At 68.6% G+C, this 20706-nt stretch carries 16 protein-coding genes; 3 read left to right on the top strand and 13 right to left on the bottom strand.

Translation table 11 applies throughout. The features are described 5' to 3' along the window. Positions 1-143: 143 nt before the first annotated feature. On the top strand, positions 144-1787 hold the full coding sequence (pgm, locus tag ABD882_RS12860; protein ID WP_345187537.1) for a phosphoglucomutase (alpha-D-glucose-1,6-bisphosphate-dependent): 1644 nt from the start codon (positions 144-146) through the stop codon (positions 1785-1787). Positions 1788-1982: 195 nt separating this feature from the next. Here the strand turns inward: pgm and ABD882_RS12865 are convergent, their stop codons facing one another. The 13 genes from ABD882_RS12865 to ABD882_RS12925 all read right to left on the bottom strand — a co-directional run bounded on the left by ABD882_RS12865 (position 1983) and on the right by ABD882_RS12925 (position 18747). Beyond that, complete coding sequence (locus ABD882_RS12865) at positions 1983-3092, bottom strand: glycerate kinase (protein ID WP_345187540.1); 1110 nt, start codon at positions 3090-3092, stop codon at positions 1983-1985. Next, on the bottom strand, positions 3089-4252 hold the full coding sequence (locus tag ABD882_RS12870; protein ID WP_345187542.1) for a LacI family DNA-binding transcriptional regulator: 1164 nt from the start codon (positions 4250-4252) through the stop codon (positions 3089-3091). Before ABD882_RS12870 ends, ABD882_RS12865 begins: the two co-directional genes overlap by 4 nt. Positions 4253-4298: 46 nt before the next feature. Then, positions 4299-5096 (bottom strand): sugar phosphate isomerase/epimerase family protein, encoded by a 798-nt coding sequence (locus ABD882_RS12875; RefSeq protein WP_345187544.1) that lies wholly within the window; start codon positions 5094-5096, stop codon positions 4299-4301. A 42-nt stretch (positions 5097-5138) separates the two neighbouring features. Next, positions 5139-6020 (bottom strand): sugar phosphate isomerase/epimerase family protein, encoded by an 882-nt coding sequence (locus ABD882_RS12880; protein WP_345187545.1) that lies wholly within the window; start codon positions 6018-6020, stop codon positions 5139-5141. Continuing rightward, positions 6017-7306: a dihydrodipicolinate synthase family protein gene (locus ABD882_RS12885; protein ID WP_345187547.1), complete on the bottom strand. Its 1290-nt coding sequence runs from the start codon at positions 7304-7306 to the stop codon at positions 6017-6019. The genes ABD882_RS12880 and ABD882_RS12885 overlap by 4 nt, the downstream gene beginning before the upstream one ends. Positions 7307-7316: 10 nt before the next feature. After that, the gene (locus ABD882_RS12890) at positions 7317-8501 is read right to left on the bottom strand and encodes a Gfo/Idh/MocA family protein (protein ID WP_345187549.1); all 1185 of its coding nucleotides are present in this window, start codon (positions 8499-8501) and stop codon (positions 7317-7319) included. A 130-nt stretch (positions 8502-8631) separates the two neighbouring features. Beyond that, the gene (locus ABD882_RS12895) at positions 8632-12672 is read right to left on the bottom strand and encodes a carboxypeptidase regulatory-like domain-containing protein (RefSeq protein ID WP_345187551.1); all 4041 of its coding nucleotides are present in this window, start codon (positions 12670-12672) and stop codon (positions 8632-8634) included. A 67-nt stretch (positions 12673-12739) separates the two neighbouring features. Next, positions 12740-13456 carry a cupin gene (locus ABD882_RS12900; RefSeq protein ID WP_345187552.1) on the bottom strand — a complete coding sequence of 239 codons (717 nt, stop codon included), beginning with the start codon at positions 13454-13456 and terminating at the stop codon, positions 12740-12742. Further along, on the bottom strand, positions 13453-14370 hold the full coding sequence (locus tag ABD882_RS12905) for a DUF6807 domain-containing protein (RefSeq protein ID WP_345187554.1): 918 nt from the start codon (positions 14368-14370) through the stop codon (positions 13453-13455). Before ABD882_RS12905 ends, ABD882_RS12900 begins: the two co-directional genes overlap by 4 nt. Beyond that, entirely contained in the window at positions 14367-15476 is a 1110-nt protein-coding gene (locus ABD882_RS12910) for a Gfo/Idh/MocA family protein (protein WP_345187557.1), read from the bottom strand. The genes ABD882_RS12905 and ABD882_RS12910 overlap by 4 nt, the downstream gene beginning before the upstream one ends. A 74-nt stretch (positions 15477-15550) precedes the next feature. Continuing rightward, positions 15551-16867 carry an ABC transporter substrate-binding protein gene (locus ABD882_RS12915; protein WP_345187559.1) on the bottom strand — a complete coding sequence of 439 codons (1317 nt, stop codon included), beginning with the start codon at positions 16865-16867 and terminating at the stop codon, positions 15551-15553. Between the two features lie 67 nt (positions 16868-16934). Further along, entirely contained in the window at positions 16935-17705 is a 771-nt protein-coding gene (locus tag ABD882_RS12920; protein ID WP_425563372.1) for a carbohydrate ABC transporter permease, read from the bottom strand. A 124-nt stretch (positions 17706-17829) separates the two neighbouring features. Beyond that, positions 17830-18747, bottom strand: coding sequence for a carbohydrate ABC transporter permease (locus tag ABD882_RS12925; protein ID WP_345187562.1), 918 nt, complete (start codon positions 18745-18747; stop codon positions 17830-17832). A 155-nt stretch (positions 18748-18902) separates the two neighbouring features. Here ABD882_RS12925 and ABD882_RS12930 point away from each other — a divergent pair, with 155 nt between their 5' ends. Next, the gene (locus ABD882_RS12930) at positions 18903-19910 is read left to right on the top strand and encodes a LacI family DNA-binding transcriptional regulator (protein ID WP_345187564.1); all 1008 of its coding nucleotides are present in this window, start codon (positions 18903-18905) and stop codon (positions 19908-19910) included. Between the two features lie 521 nt (positions 19911-20431). Beyond that, entirely contained in the window at positions 20432-20650 is a 219-nt protein-coding gene (locus tag ABD882_RS12935; RefSeq protein ID WP_345187566.1) for a hypothetical protein, read from the top strand. The last annotated feature ends 56 nt before the right edge of the window (positions 20651-20706 follow it).

Here is a 20706-nt window from a genome sequence, read left to right on the forward strand (position 1 = left end):
GATCAGCCTAGTCCGAGCGGCGATGCGCGCCGCGTCCGTGACGTCTCCGGACGCACCCACCGCCGAAGCGCCAGGGGCCGCGTGCCGCGGACCCGCTCCGAAACGATGATGCGATCCACCGCCGGGCGGGGCAGACTATCCCCATGACGAGCCGTGCCGGCCTCCCCGCGGAGGAAAGCGACCTGATCGACGTCGACGAGCTGATCGCCGCCTACTACGACCGGATCCCGGATCCGAAGGTCGCGACCGAGAGGGTGGTGTTCGGCACCAGCGGGCACCGCGGATCCTCGCTGAGCGGCAGCTTCAACGAACAGCACATCCTCGCCACGACCCAGGCGATCGTCGACTACCGCAAGGCCCAGGGCATCGAGGGCCCGCTGTTCCTCGGCCGCGACACGCACGCCCTGAGCCGTCCCGCCGAGCGCAGCGCGATCGAGGTGCTCGTCGCGAACGGCGTCGACGTGCTCGTCGACTCCCGCGATGCGTGGGTGCCGACCCCCGCGCTCAGCCACGCGATCCTCACCTACAACCGCGACCGCGCCGACGACGAGCCCGGCCGCGCCGACGGCATCGTGGTCACCCCGTCGCACAACCCGCCGCGCGACGGCGGCTTCAAGTACAACCCCCCGCACGGCGGCCCCGCCGACACCGACGCGACCGGCTGGATCGCCAACCGTGCGAACGAGCTCATCGAGCAGGGGCTCGAGGGCGTGAAGCGCACGCGCTTCGCCGACATCGACGCGGGTGGTCTCGGCACCTACGACTTCCGTCACGCCTACGTGCGCGATCTGCCGTCGATCATCGACCTCGACGCGATCAAGAACGCGGGGGTGCGGATCGGGGCGGATCCGCTCGGCGGCGCCTCGGTCGAATACTGGGCCCTCATCGCGGAGATGCACGGCCTCGACCTGACCGTGGTCAACCCCGAGGTCGACCCGACCTGGCGCTTCATGACGCTGGACTGGGACGAGAAGATCCGGATGGATCCGTCCTCGCCGTCCGCGATGGCATCCCTGGTCGCGAAGAAGGGCGACTACGACGTGCTCACGGGCAACGACGCCGACGCCGACCGGCACGGCATCGTCACCCCCGACGCCGGCCTGATGAACCCGAACCACTATCTCGCCGTCGCGATCGACTACCTGTTCTCGCACCGCGAGGGCTGGAGCCGCGACGCGGCGATCGGCAAGACGCTGGTGTCGTCGATGATCATCGACCGGGTCGCCGAGTCGCTCGGCCGGCGCCTGCTCGAGGTGCCCGTCGGGTTCAAGTGGTTCGTTCCCGGGCTGCTCGACGGCTCGGTCGCGTTCGGCGGCGAGGAGTCGGCCGGCGCCTCGTTCCTGCGCCGGGACGGATCCGTGTGGTCGACCGACAAGGACGGGATCCTGCTCTGCCTGCTCGCCGCGGAGATCATCGCGGTCACCGGCAAGACGCCGTCGCAGCGCTACCGCGAGCTGGAGCAGGAGTTCGGCGCCTCCGCGTACCAGCGCGTGGACGCCCCCGCGACCCCAGAGCAGAAGGCCACGCTCGGCAGGCTCTCACCGGAGTCCGTCACCGCCACCGAGCTCGCCGGCGAGCCGATCACGGCCAAGCTCTCGCACGCGCCCGGCAACGGCGCGGCCATCGGCGGTCTCAAGGTGCAGACCGAGCACGCCTGGTTCGCCGCCCGCCCGTCCGGCACCGAGGACGTCTACAAGCTCTACGCCGAGTCGCTGCTCGGCCCCGAGCACCTCGCCCGCGTGCAGGAGGAGGCGCGAGCCGTCGTCAGCGCCGCTCTCGGCGCCTGAGGCCCGGCGAGCCCGGGGGCGCGGAAACGCACGTTTCGTCTCGGTCGTCGCTGCGCTCCGTCCTCGCTCAACGACCCCGGGGAGTGCGGCGGCGCATTCGCGTTGATCAACGATACCCGGGGACGTTGAGCGAGCAGCGACGAAGGAGCAGCGAGACGAAACGCGGTGATCCTGGTGAGCACACTCAACGACCCCTCAGCGCACGGCGCCCGACCGGGCCAGCCGCGCTCCGGCCTCGCGGAGCCAGCGCTGCGGATCGACCATCGCCGCCTCGGGTGATCCGGCGAGTTCGGTCAGCGAGACCGCCTCGTCGAACAGCGTGCGATCGGCGTCCGGCGCGATCCGGCCCGCCACGACGACGACGCGCGCACCGGCGGCGCGGGCGAGCGCCGCGACGAACGACGGCACCTTCCCGTCTCCGGACTGGCCGTCGTAGGATCCTTCTCCGGTCACCACGACGTCCGCGCCGGCGAGCGCGTCGGCGAGGCCGGACAGCCGGGCCACCTCCGCGGCCCCCGGGACCAGCCGCCCGCCCCAGGCCAGCAGCGCCGCGCCCGTGCCGCCGGCCGCTCCCGATCCGGGGATCGAGGGATCCTGGCCGAACAGTTCCGCTAGCCGCTCGAGCCCGGTGTCGGCGCGGGCGATTTCTGAGCCGTCCAGGCCCTTCTGCGGCCCGAACACGGCGGCCGCGCCGCGCGGTCCGGTGAGCGGGTTGGTGACGTCCGTGAGCACGCGCACATCCGGCGCGGGGCGCAGACCGGACAGGTCGGCCGTCGCGATCGACGCCAATCCACGCGCACCCGGCACGGCCTCCGCACCGCCGCCGTCGGGGAACCGCGCGCCGAGCGCCCGCAGCATGCCGGTGCCGCCGTCGGTGGATGCGCTGGATCCGATCCCGAGGATCAGCCGGCTCACGCCATGGTCGAGGGCGGCCGCGATCGCCTCGCCGAAGCCGGCGGTGTCGGCGTCGAGCGGGCGCAGTTCGTCGAGCAGTTCGATGCCGGAGGTGGAGGCCAGATCCACCACCCCGGTACCCCCGGGCGCATCCGCGGTCGGCGGAAGCAGCACCCAGGAGGCATCGATCGGTGCGCCTTCAGGCCCCATGACCCGCACCGGCATGGCCACGGCTCCCGGCACCGCGGCGAGGAAGGCGTCCGCCGTGCCCTCGCCGCCGTCGGCCATCGGGCGCAACTCGATCCGCGCCTCCGGATCCGCGTCCCGCCAGCCGTCGGCGAGCACCCGGGCCGCGTCGGCGGCGGTGACGGTGCCCTTGAAGCTGTCCGGCGCGATGACGACGGGGGTCACGCCACGCCCGGGGTGCTGTCTCGCACGATGACCTCGACCGGGAGCGGATCCTGCGTCCAGTCCTCGTCGACGACGGCGCGGAACGCCTGATAGCCCGCCTCGTTCAACGGCACCCGCACGGTGGTCAGCGACGGCGAGACGTCGCTGCTCGCGGAGACGTCGTCGAAACCGCACACTGCGATGTCCGTGCCGACCTGGCGCCCCGCCGCGCGGATCGCCGAGATCGCGCCCAGGGCGACCACGTCGCTCATCCCGAAGACCAGCGTGCCGGGCTCGACGCCCTCGGCGAGCGCCTCGGTCATCGCGCTCGCTCCGGACTCCCGGCGGAAGTCGCCGCGGTGGATCCGTGCGACCGTGCCGCCGCCGGCCACGAAGCCGCGGGCGAAGCCGCCGAGCCGGTCGTCCGAGGTGCGCACGCCCTCCGCGGCGCCGATGCCGATCGCGGTGCGGTAGCCGAGCGCGGCCATGCGCCGGCCGAGCGCTTCGGCGCCGCCCGCGTTGTCGATCACGATCGACCGCGCGCCCCGCCCCTCCCCGCCGACGTCCGGACGGTCTCCGAACGCGACGACTCGGCCGCCGTAGCGTTCGAATGCCTCCAGTTCGGAGGGGGCGGATCCGGCGACTCCGGTGTCGTCGGAGCGATCCGCGCGCGAGGCGGCGAGGATCAGCCCCTGCGGACGCTGCCCGCGCAGGGCACGCAGGATCCGGTTCTCCCGATCCTGGTCGCGCTCGGTGATCGAGATGGTCACCACCAGCCCGCGCTCGTCGGCGCCTCGGGCGACGCCTGCCGCGATCTGCCCGAAATACGGGTCGGCGATGTCGGCCACGAGCAGCGCGATGATCGGCGACCGGCCGCGCGCGGTCGCCTGCGCCGACATGTTGGGCGTGTAGCCGAGCGCCTCGGCGGCGCGCTCGACCCGTTCGCGGAACGCCTCGGCGACCTTGCGCTCCGAGCCGTTCAGCACGCGCGAGGCGGTCGCGAGCGAGACGCCGGCGTCGCGGGCCACGTCGTGCAGGGTCGCGGCATGCGGGAACGGCGATGCGGGCGGGGTCGTGGGATCCGTCGGGGCGGCGTCGCGGGTCGCGGCCGTGGGCTCCGCCCGGGACGAAGCCCCCGTCGCGGCGGCGGGCTCCGCCGGGGAAAGGCTTTCCGGGTTCATGCCCCGAGCATAGTGCGGCGCGGCCTCATCTGCGGCGGGCGCGACGTCATCGAGATCCCTCGGGCCCGGTGGGCCCGGTGGGCGCGGCGGGCCCGGCGAGGTACGCGCGCAGTGCCGCGGCCTCGGCGGCCAGGGTGGCGGGATCGTCGTCGGGCACGAACTCGAGCAGCGCGTCGCGCGGCGGTGCCGGAGCGACGGCGGCCGCGGCGGAGAACGCCCGCCACAGGCCGTCCCGAGCGTTGAGCGGCAGCCGCTCGGCAGCCGGCCACCACGAGAACACGTGCACGGCCGAGACCCGATCGGCGATCCGCTCGTACTCGGCGACGGCTACGGCATCGGATGCCGAGACCGTGGGCTGCCAGTAGGTGGAGAGGTGCGGGCTGCCGACCTCGTCGAGCACCCGCAGAGTCTGCTCGGCATCGTCAGCGAGGGTGCCGCCGTGAAACTCCAGCGCGAGTCCGACGCGGCGTCGTCCGGCCTGCTCAGCTGCGCGCGCCAGGGCGTCGATGGTCTCCGCGCGCTCCGCGGGCGTCGCGTCAGCGGATCCGATCCTCCCCGCCCACACCCGGATCCGGTCCGCGCCGAGCGCCTCCGCGGAGTCGAGGATCGCTCCGATCTCCTCTCCCGCGTCGGCGCGGAAGTAGGAGCCGTACGAACACACCGCGAGCCCGGCGTCGGCCGTGATCCGCGCGACCTCGGCCGCGCGTGCCGGATCGCCCGGCGGCACGTGCACGTCGCCGCCCCACTCGATGACGCTGAGCCCCGCGCGCGCCGCGAGCGTGGCGAGTGCGGCAGGATCCAGCTGCCGGAAGGTGACGGAGCACAGCCCCGGTCGGATGCTCATGACTTCACCCTTTCATGCCCTCTCTGACCGAAGGTCGATCGGTCAGGGCAGGTGCGGGGAGACGGCGGCGGCGAACGACTCCGCGGTGCGGCGGACGGCCTCGGCGGGGTCGGTCGCCCAGATGTCGGCGTTGAAGATCTCGACCTCGATGTCGCGGTCGTAGCCGGTCGCCACGACGGCGCTCGTGAGCGAGCCGAAGTCGATGATCCCGTCGCCCGGATAGTGCCGGCTGAGCAGCACGTCCGCCGGCAGCGGTGTGGCCCAATCGCACACCTGGTAGGTCGCGATCCGGCCCTCGCGCCCGGCGCGGGCGATCTGGTCGAGCACCTGCGGATCCCACCAGATGTGGAACGTGTCGACCGCGACACCCACGACCTCGGGCGCGAAGTCGGCGGCGATGTCGAGCGCCTGCCCCAGCGTCGACACGACGCAGCGGTCGGATCCGAACATCGGGTGCAGCGGCTCGATCGCGAGGGTCACACCGGCGGCCTGCGCGTCAGCGGCGAGCGCGCCGATCGCGTCACGCACGCGCTCACGCGCACCGCTCAGGTCGCGGGATCCCTCCGGCAGCCCGCCCGCGACGAGGACGAGCACGGCGGTGGATCCGTCGGCTCCCGCGGCGGCGAGCGCGGCCGTCTCCTCGATCGCGCGGCGGTTGTCGTCCAGCGCGGCGCGGCGCTCCGGCCCGTCCGGCAGGGTGAAGAACCCGCCGCGGCAGTGCGTGGTGAAGCGCAGCCCGGAGTCGGCGAGCATGCGCGCCGCGACATCGAGGCCGACCTCGTTGACGGGCTCCCGCCACAGCCCGATCCCCTGCACGCCCGCCTCCGCGGTGATGCGGAGCGCGGTGGCGAGGTCGGCGTACTTGATCGTGGCCTGGTTGATCGACAGGCGCGGATCCGGTCCCTGGGCTTGTCGAAGGGTCATGCTCCGACTCCGCTCAGCTCGAGCATGCCGTGCCAGCGTTCCCGGGCGAGCTCCGGATCCTCCAGCGCGAGCGACGCGTTGGCGAGCTCGACGATGCGGCTGAGGTGCGGCAGGCTGCGCGCGGAGTGCAGTCCGCCGACCATTTGGAACGCGGGCTGGTGCCCGTTCAGCCAGGCGAGGAACGCGACGCCGGTCTTGTAGTAGAACGTCGGCGCGGCGAACACCTGGCGGCTGAGCTCTTCGGTCGGGCCGAGGATCTCCAGGTAGCGGGCGGGATTGCCGGCGTCGAGCGCCTGGATCGCGGCCGAGGCGACCGGGGTGATCGCCGCGAAGGCCCCGAGCAGCGCGTCGGAGTGGGTGCGATTCGACGCGTGGTCCGCCGCGCCGACGTCGACTGCCCCGGATCCTGCCGAGTGCACGCCGCGTTCACGCGAAGATCCCGTGTCCTCGGCAGCTTCCCGTGCACTCGCGGCGCCGGGGACCGATGCCGATCCGGAGTCCCCGATCAGGCCGACGTAGTTGAAGTCGTCACCGGTAAACATGCGCACGCCGTCCGGCAGCTGCGCGCGCACCGCGATCTCGGACTCGGCGTTCAGCAGGCTCATCTTCACGCCCGCGACCTTGCCTGGGTTCTCGGCGATGATGCGCAGCAGCGTGTCGGACGCCTCGCGCCAGTCGGAGGATCCGAAGTACCCCTCCAGCTGCGGATCGAACGCGGTGCCGAGCCAGTGCAGCACGACCGGCGTCGTCGCCTGCTGCAGCACGGCGGCGTACACGCGCAGATAGTCGGTGCGCGACTCGGCCACACGGGCGAGATGGCGCGAGGCCATGAGCACCGGCCCCGCCCCCTGCTCCTCGGTGAAGTGCAGCTGCTCCGTGTAGGCGTCGATCACCTGCTGCAGCGAGATCCGCTCCTCCTCGACATGGTCCGTGTTCACGCCGACCACGACGGATCCGCCCTCCTCGCGCGCCACCTCGGCGCTGCGGGCGATGAGCTCGCGGGTCGCCGCGGCGTCCAGGCCCATGTTGCGCTGCGCGGTGTCCATGGCGTCGGCGACGCCGAGCCCCCAGGAGTACATGTTGCGGCGGAACGCGAGCGTGGCGTCCCAGTCGATGTCGGCGGGCTGCCCGGGGGTGTTGTCGGCGTAGGCCTTCGGCACGACGTGCGCGGCGGCGTAGGCGACGCGGCTCTGCAGGGGTGCGGTCGGGCGGACGTACGCGCCGGCATCGTTCAGCGGCACCACGGAGGCGGCGCCGGACGCGGCGAGCAGGCGGATCGTGGTCATGGGATCCGCCTCAGTCCAGGCTCAGCGCGGGCAGCGCGATCTTGCGGCCCTCAGCGGAGGACTGCAGACCCGCTTCGGCGAGCTGCACGCCGCGCGCGCCCGCGAGCAGATCGAACTCATATTCCGTTCCGAGCACATACGACTCGAGGTACTCCTCCCACTGCTGGCGGAAGCCGTTCAGGAACACGTCGTTCACGGGTACCTCGGCCCAGTCCGCGTCGTAGTCGTGGGCGTCAGCGAGGTCGGGGTTCCACACCGGCTTCGGCGTGGCGTTGCGGTGCTGGATCTTGGCTCCGAACAGGCCGACCACGGCGGATCCGTGCGTGCCGTCGACCTGGAACTCGACCAGCTCGTCACGGTTCACGCGCACCGTCCAGCTGGAGTTGATCTCGGCCACGATGCCGCCGTCGAGCTCGAAGATGCCGTACGCGGCGTCTTCGGCCGTGGCGGTGTAGTGCGCGCCGTTCTCGTCCCAGCGGTCGGCGATGTGCACGGCGGCCTGCGCGTAGACGCTCTTGACCTCGCCGAACAGGTTCTCGAGCACGTAGTTCCAGTGCGGGAACATGTCGCTGATGATGCCGCCACCGTCTTCGGTGCGATAGTTCCAGCTGGGCCGCTGCGCGGGCTGCCAGTCGCCCTCGAACACCCAGTACCCGAACTCGCCCCGCACCGACAGGATCCGCCCGAAGAAGCCGGAGTCGATGAGTCGCTTGAGCTTCTGCAGACCGGGCAGGTAGAGCTTGTCGTGCACGACGCCGGTCTTCACACCGGCGGTCTTGGCCAGGCGGGCGAGCTCGAGGGCCTCCTCGACCGACTCGGCGGTGGGCTTCTCGGTGTAGATCGCCTTGCCCGCGGCGATGGCCTTGCGGATCGCGGTGGCGCGCGCCTTGGTGACGAGGAAGTCGGCGTAGATCTCCCACTGCGGATCCGCGAGCGCCGCGTCGAGGTCGGTGGTCCAGTCGGCGATGCCGTGCTCGGCGGCGATCTCGGCAAGCTTCTGCTCGCTGCGCCCGACCAGGATCGGCTTCACGGTGACGCGGGATCCGTCGGGCAGCTCGATGCCGCCCTGGTCGCGGATCGCGAGGATCGAGCGCACCAGATGCTGGCGGTAGCCCATGCGCCCGGAGACGCCGTTCATGATGATGCCGATCTCGCGGGTGGTCGCGAGGGGTGCTGGGGTGGGCAACTCTGACATGTTCGGAATTCCTTGTCGTGGATCGAGCGAGGGAGAATAAGGGTAAGCGCTTTCCGAGCGTAGCGAAGCATGATGGGAAGCGCAATCCGGCGGGGGGCGACACAGGCGGCCCTCCGCCGGACTGGGGGCGCTACTCGATGATGCGCGCCACGCGGATGATGGTGTTGCCCTTCGTGTCGACGTACAGCCGGTAGGGGCCGACCGGATAGGTTCCCACCGCGTTGTTCGCGATCGTGAACGTGTCACGGAAGACCTGCGACGTTCCGTCACTCATCGATTCGGTCACGGCGAGAGTCAGCTCATTCTGGCTTCCGGTCTTCTTGACGACGGATGCCGCGACATCGACGGCGACGGGATGCGGCGCCGGGGCGCGCTTCACGATGATCACATACGTGCCGAGATCGCCCGCATACGAGTCCGCGGTGACCACGATGGCGTTTTCCCCGTCGACGAGATCGACCCACGCCTGTGTCGCCCCTGGCGCGAGCGACGTGCCGTTCACCTCAACGTCCTGCCCGTCCCAGCCTCGCCGCAGTGTCAGTGAGACCGATGTCGCATCGGAGGCCAGCTCATCGGTGACGACATACGGGTTGTCCGCGCCGTTGAGACCCGGGGCGAAGGAGGGTGTCATCGCGTGGCCGTCGACCGACAGATCGCGCAGCACGCTCAACTGCGAGGGGTTCGTGCGCGAGATCGCCACGACAAAGGTCTTCTGCGCACCGCTCTCGGCGGAGACGACCACGGGAACGTCGGTCACGAGGACCGCGGCGTCCGGTGCGCCCCCGGCGAGGGGGACATCGACCGACCCGCCAGTGCCGACATCGGTTCCGTTGATCGAGACGCGCGAGAAGCCGCTCGATGGCGACGCGGTGACGGTCGCCGTCGAGGCGAACGGTTCGACCCCGCCTGACCAGGTCAGCCCATCGGCCGATGGCTCGAGGGGGACATCCGCTCCCCCGCTCGACGCGCTGACCGTCGACATCGAGGTGTCATCGTGGCCGTACGGCGTTCCGGTGTTCACGCGGAAGTAGTCGACCAGCATGTCACCGACATTCGAGCCGTTGATGAAGAAGAGGAAGTCGTCGAGCGAGCTGACCCTGGTGCGCAGGGGCTGGTTCGTGAGCACAGGCGTCGACATGTCATCGACGTAGAAGTCGAAGGTGCCGGCGTCGAGGTTGACGACGTTGCGCAGGGTGTACCACCGGCCCGCCTGGTACGGAGCGACAGTCTTCGTGGTGCTGGCGCCCGTCACGTTGTGAGTGATGATGTTCCCACCCGAGAAGGCGAAGGTAGCGGACGGGTTGGTCGATCCGGCTGGATTCGTCGGGACCCAGCTGCTCGCCGCATACGAGTACATCCCCAGCTGGTTCGCACCGCTGTTCGTCGTCGTCCGCTGCACGCGCGCCTCGATCGTCACCGTGCCGACGAGGTTCTGCGCTGTGGCGTTGTAGACGCCCAGGGTGCCGGAACTCGAGGTCGACTTGTTGATACGCAGGTACTTGTTGCCCGGAGCGGCGGCGTCGTCGATGATCGCGATCGTCCCGAGGGACGAGGACGTCGACACCGCCTTCAGCACGCCGTCGGTCGACTGGGTGAACGCGCCGGTCGGCTCCGCATCGAAAGTCTCGTCGATCGCATACCGGGTCGCCGTGGCCTCGCGCTGCAGGATCAGCGACACGACGACCGTGCGTGCGGCCGCGACCGTGACATCAGCCTGGGTCGCGATCTTGAAGCCGTCCTTCTCCGCGGAGACGGTGTATCCGCTGCCGCGCGCCACGCCCGTGATCGCGAACGTGCCGTCGCTGCCCGTCGCCCCCGACGTGATGGGGACTCCTTCCTGGGAGACGGTGATGGTGGCGCCCGCGATTCCGCTGCCCGCCGATGTGACCGTTCCGGCAATCGTTCCATTCGTCACGGTCGTGGCCCCGAGCATGAGGTTCTGCCCTCGCGTCTCCCCGTCTGCCAGGGTCACCGTGACCGGCGTGCCGTCGGCATACCCGGTCGCGGACGGGACGAGGTTCAACGACCCCGCCAGGGCTTCGACCGCATACCGGCCGCTCCCATCCGCGGTCGTGGTGCTGGCGCCGTACGAGACTGTCGCCCCGGCGACCGCGAGACCGTCCGCATCCGTCACGACGCCTGTCACCAGCCCGCGGCCCGCAGCCGGAACGTACGAGGCGGGGCCTACGCTCGGCGGATTCTGGATGCTGCGCCCGAAGAAGTCGACGCTGACCGGAAGCTGACTCTGCCCCGAGGCGCCTGAGGCGCTGAACCCGGGGACGATCGCCGAGAGGTCGACGGCTCGCCCTGCCCCGACGAGCGGCGAAAGGGCCGAGGTGGGCACAGCATTGCGGAGATCGTCCGCCGGGTTCCCCCCGAGGCGCGGATCTGCGACGATCGCGTGCGCGTCCGCCGTCGTCGGCGCGGCGACCATCGGACCGTAGTACGCGTTGCTGTCGAACGTCACCCCAGGGAACCCGGTGCGGAAGGCCGCACCGGACACGTCCGCACGGGCGTTGACGAACACGTTGTCGATCACGTAGTGCGGGTTCTTCGAGACGAGGTACGTCGATGCGCTGCCCGAGGACTCGAAGAAGCCGACCGTGTTGTTGCTGACCGGCTTCGTCGTGTTGTACATCAGGTTGCTGTAGATCACGTTGACGCCGCTGTCGCCATGCGGGTTGACGTAGTTCCGGCCGATGTCTCGAATGAGGTTGTAGCGGACGACCGACGTGCCGAACGTGAACCCGCACAGCAGGACGCCCTCGCCGGAGTCGTGGATGTCATTGCCCTGGATCAGGATGTTGGACGTGCCGCGATCGCCGTCGATGCCGTTGGAATCGGCAGCGCCGGAGCGGCCGGCGAGGTTTCCCACGTCGTTGTTCTGCACCGCGACATTGTCGGAGTAATACATCTCGATGCCGGAAACACCTGCGCCGTCGATCACGTTGCCGTCGACCGTGGCGGCCTGCACGCTGGTGAGGTACATCGCATCCCACCCGTACTGAGTGCCCGCGTTCGTCAAGTAGTTGCCGGAGATTTCGATGTGAGTGTGGGGGCGCCAATTCGGATCCTCCGTAATGGTGCCGTCGGCGGCCGCCTTCGCCACGGCCCGGTCACCCCACCCCGGAGGCATGTCCTGGTAACGGTTCGTCCCCATGCCGGAGAACTGCTTGAAGACGATGTTCCCGAATGACGTGTTCGCGACGATGTTGCCCTGAACGGTGACGTCATCGAATCGCGACACCGTGTGACCGTCGCCCTTGAGCCCCTCGAAAAGGATGCCGCCGGTCCGTTTCGACCGATCGAGCCCGGCACCGCTCACCGACCAGGTGACGCCGCTGACGTCGCGGATGAAGACGCCATGAATGTCGAAGCCGCTCAAAGTGCCGGCGTTCTCGCCCTGGACGTGGATGCCCCGCAGATCTCCCTGAGCAGGATTCTCCTCACCCGGCACCTGACCGTAGTTCGCCGCAGGCGTGAACCGTGTCGCGTCGAAGCCGTCGGTCTTGTTGCTGACCACTAGCTGAGAGATGTCCCAATGCTGCTGATTGGTCAGCTGCACGACATCGTTGACGACCCCGCGGCCATCGAGCTCCGGCGCGGCACCCGTGCCATAGCTCGAGAGAACGATGGGAGCCGCCGCCGTGCCGGACCCTTTTGGTGCGAGCAATGCGGTCGGGGCCTGCGCGTTGACATCCGTGGCGGTGCTGCCGCTCCAGGTGGTGTAGTCGTACGCCTCCCGAGCGACGGTAGAGCCCGAGGCCGACCAGCTGCTGCCTGCCTTGAGAAGGATGCGGTCGCCGGGTTGGAAGTCCGTGGCGTTGACTCTCGCGAAGCTCTTCCACGCCGTCACCTGCGAGGTGCCTGCAGCGCCGTCGTCGCCCGACTGCGCGTCGACGTAGTAGGTCGTCCCTGCGCCGTCCGGGGCAGTCCCGTCCGCGACCGACAGTGTGCCCGTCGCGACGGCGCTGCGGCCGGTGTCGCGGAGAGCTGTCTTGTCGGTGTAGCCGGCAAACGAGGGGCCGGCGGCCCCGTTCGCCGAGGCGCCCCTCGGTGTGACCGCATTCGCCGAGAGGGGTGCCGCCACCACCAGACCGGCGCCCATGAGGGCCGCGAGCGCGACCGTGACTGCGACGGCGTTACGCCGTCCGAATTCAGAAAGGGACATCGTCGTTCCTTGCTCCTGAGGTCAGGGGTCAGAAGGGCGGTGCATACGCGTCGCCCATGAAACACTGCTAACGGGATGTGAGGTCGTACGCGAGCAGGCGCCCGCACATGCCGAAACGTCGGGTCGGATCGGGCGCTGCGGCGACAGCCGCATCTGCCAGGAACGACGCGTCCCCGGCGGCCAGTTGCTGCAGCGCGCTGAAGGTCTCGTCCGCTTGGGCGGCGGGTCCCGTGCGGACGATGTCTGCCCATTCCGACGCTCGCGCACGGACGAGCGCCGCGGCGGCGGCGCGGAACTCCTCGAGAGGACCGGTGTCGCCGGCGGCGAGTGCATCGCGGATCGGGAGGTATCCCGCGACCGCGAGGTCGCGCCTCCGCGCCGCAGCGACCGCACGCTCCTGCTCTGTGCCATCAGAAGCCAGAGCTGCGGCAGCCTCGTATCGTTCCGGATCCTGGAGGTACTCGGCTGGAAAGGTGAGCACGGCGTCCCCCGCTTCCGGCAGACCTGAGTTCGACATCAGCACGATCACACGCAGTTCGCCGAGGTTGACCGCCCGATGGATCGTGCCGGGAGTGAACCACACGAGGGATCCGGGCTCGATATCGACCGCGGACACGCCCTCCGAGGTCAGCGTGTGCAGCTGGCCGCGGCCGCCGACGCCGATGTAGCACTCCGTCGATGCGAGGTGCACGTGGGGGCTTCCCCCGCAGACGTGATCCGGCGCTTCATCGCCGTACACGTCGAGGAAGGAGAGCGACGTGCCACCGGGGAAGGCGCTCATCATGCGATCGCCTCCGAGAGCGCCCCGCGAACCGCGTCCGCGAGGGAGGCCGCCTGATCCGCCTCTGCGTCTGCGACACCGACGCCATACCGGAAGACGATCGTCTCTCCCGCCGGGACCTCGAGCTCCTCGCTGAAGAAGGGCGCGGGATTCAGCGCGGCGAACTCCTCCGAGCGCGCGAACCACTGAGGTGGGTGGTGGGGGTTCTCGGTGTGATCGACCATGACGACCACACTCGATGCGTCATCCGCATCATGACGCCCCGCGAAGGCCATCCATTCGTGCCGCTGTCCGCGCACGTCATCGCCTGATCCGACGCCGTTCACTGTGACGAGCTGTCCGCCCGTGAACGAGCGCGGACCCCGCCAGAAGAGTCCGCCGTAGCCGGCATTCTCACGTCCGCGCGTCGTGGGCGAGCCGATGACGATCGCAGCATCCGTCACGTTCGTCATCGCAGTCTCGACGGTCAAGGCCCACGCCTCATCCGACAACACGCGCACGGTGAGCCTCCGGCGCTCGGTGAACATGCGCGTTCCGCCCTGCGTGATCCAGTCGAGACGATGCACGAAGACCACGGCAGTCCCATCGGTTTCGGCTGCGTCCACGCCGAGGTGCTGCTGCCTGCCGTCGTTGTCGAGCTGGACATAGAACTGTCCGTGAACGTAGGTGGGGCCGCCCCAGAAGTTCTCGTCGTCGACGACCGGCAGTGACCAGGCGATGCCCTTGTGCCACACGTGGTCGTGCGGCCGGAAGAGGCTCGCGAGCCTCCCGGCGCGCGTGCGGATCGGATGCACGAACGGCTTCGGAGACTCGAGCTGCGGCGTGTCGGGGGCGTAGGTGTAGCGCAGGAGCTCGACATCCCCGTCGCGCACGGCGATCCCGGCGCCGATGTCGTGGATGAGACGCAGCCCGGTCATACGCGAGCCTCCTTCAGGCTCGGCCACGGCACCATGCCGCCGTCCATGCTCTGCAGGAACGGGTCGGTGCCGGCGATCTCCCCCGCGCGGATGGGCGCACCGCCGAACGCGGATGCGTACGTCGCTGCGGCGAATTCCATCGTGCGGCGGGCGTCGGCGAGGGACACCTCGGGCGCCGTACCGCCATCGAACGCGTCCAGGATGGCGGCGAGCTGATCGCGGTGGCCGCTCCTCTCTTGAGAGGCCTGCGGGCGCCACTGCGCCGCCAGCTCCTGATGACCCGGGGCGGGCGTGAAGGTCCAATCGGCGGAGGTGTACCCGTAGAGATGCTCCACCTCGACCGTCGCGTACTCGAAGTCGAAGCGGAGCCGCGAGGTCTCCCGAGGCGAGACGACCGAGTTGACGACGGTGGCGAGAGCGCCGTTCTCGAAGCGGGCGAGCGCGATCGACACATCTTCGGTGTCGGTCGGCCGTGACTGGCGCCCCGCGAACGCGCTGACGACTGCCCACGGGCCGAGGATCGCGAGGAGCAGGTCGAATTGGTGGATGCCGTGTCCCATCGTCGGGCCGCCTCCCTCGACGTCCCAGCGACCGCGCCAGGGGACGGCGAAGTATTCGTCGTCGCGGTACCACAGGGTCTCGCAGGTCGCGACGAGCGGGCGCCCGAGGACGCCGCGATCGACGAGCGCAGCCAGGTGACGCGCGGCCGGCCCGAACCTGTGCTGGAAGACGGTCAGCACGGGGACGCCCGTCTCCTGCTCGGCGTGGAGCAGCTGATCGATTTCGCGCAGGCTGAGCGCGGTCGGCTTCTCTACGAGGGCCGGGACTCCTGCCCGCTGCGCGAGCAGAGCGAGAGACGTATGCGAGCCAGGGGGTGTGCAGATGTGCACGAGGTCGAGCTCTTCCGTTGCGAAGAGCTCGACGGCATCGGCATACGCGGCGGGCACTCCGTGCTCGTGGCCGAAGGCGCGCGCACGGTCGAGGTCGACATCGGCGACGGCCACGAGCTCGATACGCGGCTCGAGGGCCTTCACTGCGTCGGCGTGGGCACGGGCGATGCCGCCGGTACCGATGATGGCGGCACGGTACACGCGTGGGGAGGACATGACGGGACTGCTCCTGAGATCGGGGGGCGGGTGGGAAGCAACGCGGGGGAGGGATTCCCCTCCCCCGCTGGTTCTTACTGGGCTGCGTCGATCTCGCCCTGCAGCTCCGCGATGAACGCCTTCGCGGCGTCGAGCGGCTTCTGCTGGCCGGCGAACACCTGCTGCGTGTACCGCTGCAGGATCGTCTCGATGGTGCTGGCGCCGTTCGGCGTGACAACCGGGGCCTTGCCCGGAGTGACAGCCTCCTGGTAGGCGATCGCCGCCTGGTCGGTCGGCGCGAGCGAGTCCTTGATGAGTGCCCGCGTCTTGTCGTTCGCCGGAACGCCGCGTTCGGTGAGAAGGGCCTTCGCCGCTTCCTGATCGTTGAGGAGGAAGTCGACGAATGCGGCGGCCTCCGCCGGGTGCTTCGTCTTCGCAGAGATCGACCAGTACATCGACGGCTTGTAGGAGTTCGGGTGCACGTTCTTCGGGACCGGCGGCTGCAGGAGCACGAGCTTCTGACCGCTCGACTTCTGCAACGCGGTCAGCTGCGTGTTGTACGCGACGCCCATGGCGACCTTGTTGGTGGCCAGGTCGTTCCCCGAGATGCCTGCGTTGAAGGACTCGGTGATGGCGGAGGGAGACAGCATCCCCCCTGACTTCTGCAGGTCGAGCTGATATTGCCACATCTTCGCGAGCGACTTGGGGTCGAGGACGACTTTCCCCTTCGCATCGAAGACCTCACCGCCATCGGAGCGGGCCCAGTACTTGACGCTGCCCGCGTCGAACCCTCCGACCTGATCGGTGCCCTTGATGGCACCGCTGCTCTTCTGGCTGAGCTCTTCGGCGGTCTTGGCGTAGTCGTCCCACGTCCAGGTCTTGTCGTCGGGCAGCGCGACACCGTACTTGTCGAACAGGTCCTTGTTTGCCACGATCGCGTACACGGCGACACCGATCGGCTCGGCGTACTGGGTGCCGTCGACCTTGCCCGTGTCCCGGGCGGCCGCGGCGACGTTCGACATGTCGATGTTCACATTGTTGAGGTTGTACAGCGCGCCGCGGTTGCCGTACGACGCGAGGTACAGCTCATCCATCTGCACGACGTCGGGCATGTCGCCGCCGGCGGTGGCGGTCGCCAGCTGGTCCCAATAGCCGGTCCAGTCGGTGAATTGGGGCTTCACGGTGATGTTCGGGTACTTCTTCTCGAAAGCGTCGATCGCCTTCTGCGTCGACTGGACGCGCGCGTCGCCGCCCCAGAACGTCATCGTGATCGTCGTCGCCTTCCCCGACAGAGTCGGCTTAGTGCTGGCCGCCGGCGTGCTGCCGCCGGAGCAGCCGGCGAGCGCGAGCGCGCCGACTGTGACCACGGCGGCGACGATGCCCCCGCGGCGCAGGATCTTGTTCGAGTGCATGACTCTCCTTCAGATTTCTTGGTGGTGGTGAGGTTTCAGATTTCTTGACGGTGCGGGATGGGATCGATCATTTGCCGCCGGTCGTCGCGATTCCGCGGAGCAGGAAGCGCTGACCGAACAGGAAGACGAGGAACACGGGGAGGAGAGACACGACGCTCATGGCGAAGACCGCGCCCCAGTCGGTCGACCCCTGCGAGTCGACGAATGACCGCAGCGCGAGCGAAGACGTGTACTTGTCCGGATCCGTCAGATAGATCAGCTGGGAGAAGAAGTCGTTCCAGGTCCAGATGAAGGTGAAGATCGTCGTCGTGCCGAGGGCGGGGACCATGAGCGGGAGAATGATCTGCAAGAAGATGCGCAGGTGTCCCGCGCCGTCGATGCGCGCCGCCTCATCGAGTTCGCGCGGGATGCCGCGCATGAACTGCACCATGAGGAACACGAAGAACGCATCTGTGGCGAGCAGCTTCGGCAGGATCAGGGGCCAGAACGTGTTCACCCATCCGAGCTGGGAGAACATGATGTACTGCGGCACGATGATGACGTGGATCGGCACCATGATCGTGACGAGCATGATCCCGAACCACCACCTCTTGCCGCGGAAGTTCAGACGCGCGAATGCGTATGCGGCGAGCGAGCAGGCGACCAGGTTGCCGACAATCGCACCGAGCACCACGAGCATCGAGTTGATGAGGTAATACCCGTAGGGCTGTGTCAGCGCAGTCCACCCGTTGACATAGTTCTTGATGTCGAAGGTCTTCAGCACGAGCGTCGGGTCGCCGAAGATCTGGTCGCTCGGGCGCAGAGAGCTCACAACCATCCACAGCACCGGGTAGAGCATGATCAGCGCGCCGAGAATGAGCACGACGTGCTTGAAGAACGCCCGGACGGGTTGAAGGGCGCGACGCCTGTCGACGGGGTGACGTGTCACCTTCGCGGGGTGCACCGCCAGGAGAGCGGAAGTCTCAGTCATCGTAGAACACCCAATACTTGGAGGCCCAGAAGTTCAGGGCGGTGAAAGCGCCGATGATCACGACGAGCAGCCAGGCCAATGCGGATGCGTAACCCATGTCGAACGCCCGGAACCCGCGCTGATAGAGGTACAGCGAGAACAGGAGCGTCGAGTCCGCAGGACCCCCGGTCCCGCCCGAGACGACGAACGCCTGGGTGAAGGACTGAAACGAATGGATGAGCTGCAGAACAAGGTTGAAGAAGATGATCGGGCTCAGCAACGGGAGGGTGATGCTGAAGAACTGCCGGAACTTCGAGGCCCCGTCAACGCTCGCCGCCTCGTACAGGGACACGGGGATCTGACGCAGTCCGGCGAGGAAGATCACCATCGGGGCGCCGAACGTCCAGACGTTGAGGATGATCAAGGTCCAGATCGCGGAGTCGGGGGATGAAATCCAGCCCTGACCCTGGATCCCGAAGATCGCAAGGAACTGGTTGACCAGACCCTCGACCCCGAAGACGGTACGCCACAGGACCGCGATGGCCACGCTTCCGCCGATGAGGGACGGCAGGTAATACACGGACCGGTAGAACGACAGCCCGCGGACGCCGCGGTCGAGCAGCACGGCGAGCCCGAGAGCCAGCGCGAGCTGCAGCGGGACCGAGACAAGCACGTACGTGAACGTCACGCCCAATGAGTGCAACAGCCGCTCATCGCTGAACATTCGGACGAAGTTCTGGAGGCCGACGAACGTCGGCGGCTGCAGCAGGTTGTACTTGGTGAACGAGAGGCCCAGCGAAGCGAGCATCGGACCGGCAGTCACGGCGAACAGCCCGATGAACCAGGGCAGGAGGAACCAGAATGCGGTCTTGCCGTCGCCGCGGGAGCCTTTCGAGTCCTTCAGCTGCCGCAGTTCGCCGAGAGCGCTCATCGCGAGCCCCCACTCGCAGCGTTGTGTTCAGGGTGCATTGATCCTCCTTCGGATCACAGAAAGTGAACGATCACCTTCTGTGTGGACGACGATAGTGAACGATCATCTTTTGTGTCAAGATGACCTCGACGAATTCTTTTGAGAAGAGAGCGCACATGACGGATCTCGAACCGGGCCGGCGCGCGACGATGCGCGATGTGGCGGGACTCGCACGCGTGTCTCACCAGACGGTGTCGCGCTATTTCCGCAACGAGGGCGGCTTGAAGGCGGCAACCCGGGCACGAATCGACGATGCCGTCGCGCAGCTGAGCTATCGCCCGAATCTCATCGCCCGGTCCATGCGCACCCGCCGCAACGGCAGGCTCGCCGTCATCCTCCCGACCGTGGCGTTCAACCCCGCGAGGCTGCTCGCCGGGGCGACCAGCGCCGCGCACGAAGCCGGCTACGCGGTCGACGTGGTGAGCCTTGCCGGCGGGAGCACCGGTCGCGGGGAGCACATTCCCGAGCTCATCGGCATGGGGCAGTTCGAAGGCTTGCTGTCGTATGCCCCGCTCCCCGCGAATGTCGCCGAGAGCGTCGACACAGGCACAGCCATCGTCGTATCGGGCGACTTCGACGATGAGATGCGCGGCATCGGCAAACTCGCCGATGGATCGACGGTGGCGGCGATCATCGAGCACTTGGCAGCCCTCGGACATCGGAGGTTCCTTCACATAGCCGGCTCCGAGGACTTTGCCTCGGCTCGTGCGCGCCGCCGCGTCTACGGCGAGACGATCGAACGCCTGGGCCTGCGATCGTTGGGCATCGCCGGGGGGAACTGGACGGGCGAAGCCGGTCGTGACGCGATCGCGGGTCTCAGCGAGAGCGACCTCCCCGTTGCCGTCGTCGCCGCGAACGACCTGATCGCGGCCGGCGCTGTGCGCGCGTCCCTTGACCGCGGCTGGAGAATTCCCGGCGACCTCAGCGTGATCGGGTGGGACGACGAGCCCATCGGTCGGTTCCTGACGCCCTCGCTGTCGTCGGTCTCCGTGGATCTCGAGCGGCTCGGCCGGAACGGGATGTTGCAACTGCTCGCAAAGGTCACCAAGAAGGAGGTCGCCCTCGAGGACGGGCCCCTCTACACCATCCTGTGGCGCGAGTCGGTGGGTGAGCCGACCGACTGAAGGCTCCACGCTCGTCATCTCACACCTGCTTCATCGCGGTCGGAAAGGGCTTTCCCACACGATAACAGGGAAAATGAATCGCTTCAACCGTGGGTTCCGCCGACGAATCGGGCGGTGAGGATCCGGGTTGTTGCGGGGACCACCGCGAGTGCAGTGGAGCGCCGCCTTCTCAACCGCGCACATGATTCGGACACTCGTAAGGGTCCTTGGCTTGAGACTCGCGCAGTGGTCGAGCCGGGGCGGGTGAGCCAGTCGACTGCGGCTCGGGTGCCACAGTAACCGCAAACGATGATCTGAGGTAACGTTTTCTGAGGATTGTCCAAGGAGCTCCGAAACTTCATGCCCAGAAACACGCCGCTCTTGGGACCTGAGGGTGGCGCCATGCTCTCTTCACAATCGCCGGAGGGGGTAGCTTGAGCTTGGTTGCGGCAGGCGTTTCCTGAGATCAGAACGCGATTGCTCTCGCCTATCCTCGCCATGGCTTCGCGGCGGACGAATGGCGTCGCCATCATCAGGGAGGCGTGGCCGGGTACGACGGGCGAGATCCTCGTGCCACCCCGCAGAGCACGGACCAGTTCACCGGCCGGGCATTCGTCGCCTGGAACCCTTCTGCTCCGGGCGCCAAGATCGAGGACACCGTGACGATCGCGCACGGGACGGTGACGACACTGACAGTGGACGAGCGCTGGCCTACGGTCCATGTCCGTGGACTGGACCGCCCGACTGTGCTGGAGCTGTGATCTCCTGGGAGCGCCGCACTTCGCGCCGCAGCCGGGAATCCAGCAAGACGAAATGA

The organism is Microbacterium panaciterrae (assembly GCF_039541635.1).
GTDB lineage: Bacteria > Actinomycetota > Actinomycetes > Actinomycetales > Microbacteriaceae > Microbacterium > Microbacterium panaciterrae.

Excerpts from the sequence above, each read along its gene's own strand:
- ABD882_RS12930 (WP_345187564.1), top strand. The coding sequence starts at position 18,903 with ATGACGGATCTCGAACCGGGCCGGCGCGCGACGATGCGCGATGTGGCG.
- ABD882_RS12910 (WP_345187557.1), bottom strand. The coding sequence starts at position 15,476 with ATGTCCTCCCCACGCGTGTACCGTGCCGCCATCATCGGTACCGGCGGC.
- pgm (WP_345187537.1), top strand. The coding sequence starts at position 144 with ATGACGAGCCGTGCCGGCCTCCCCGCGGAGGAAAGCGACCTGATCGAC.
- ABD882_RS12890 (WP_345187549.1), bottom strand. The coding sequence starts at position 8,501 with ATGTCAGAGTTGCCCACCCCAGCACCCCTCGCGACCACCCGCGAGATC.
- ABD882_RS12925 (WP_345187562.1), bottom strand. The coding sequence starts at position 18,747 with ATGAGCGCTCTCGGCGAACTGCGGCAGCTGAAGGACTCGAAAGGCTCC.
- ABD882_RS12885 (WP_345187547.1), bottom strand. The coding sequence starts at position 7,306 with ATGACCACGATCCGCCTGCTCGCCGCGTCCGGCGCCGCCTCCGTGGTG.
- ABD882_RS12915 (WP_345187559.1), bottom strand. The coding sequence starts at position 16,867 with ATGCACTCGAACAAGATCCTGCGCCGCGGGGGCATCGTCGCCGCCGTG.
- ABD882_RS12870 (WP_345187542.1), bottom strand. The coding sequence starts at position 4,252 with ATGAACCCGGAAAGCCTTTCCCCGGCGGAGCCCGCCGCCGCGACGGGG.
- ABD882_RS12920 (WP_425563372.1), bottom strand. The coding sequence starts at position 17,705 with ATGCTCTACCCGGTGCTGTGGATGGTTGTGAGCTCTCTGCGCCCGAGC.
- ABD882_RS12900 (WP_345187552.1), bottom strand. The coding sequence starts at position 13,456 with ATGATGAGCGCCTTCCCCGGTGGCACGTCGCTCTCCTTCCTCGACGTG.
- ABD882_RS12880 (WP_345187545.1), bottom strand. The coding sequence starts at position 6,020 with ATGACCCTTCGACAAGCCCAGGGACCGGATCCGCGCCTGTCGATCAAC.
- ABD882_RS12875 (WP_345187544.1), bottom strand. The coding sequence starts at position 5,096 with ATGAGCATCCGACCGGGGCTGTGCTCCGTCACCTTCCGGCAGCTGGAT.
- ABD882_RS12895 (WP_345187551.1), bottom strand. The coding sequence starts at position 12,672 with ATGTCCCTTTCTGAATTCGGACGGCGTAACGCCGTCGCAGTCACGGTC.
- ABD882_RS12905 (WP_345187554.1), bottom strand. The coding sequence starts at position 14,370 with ATGACCGGGCTGCGTCTCATCCACGACATCGGCGCCGGGATCGCCGTG.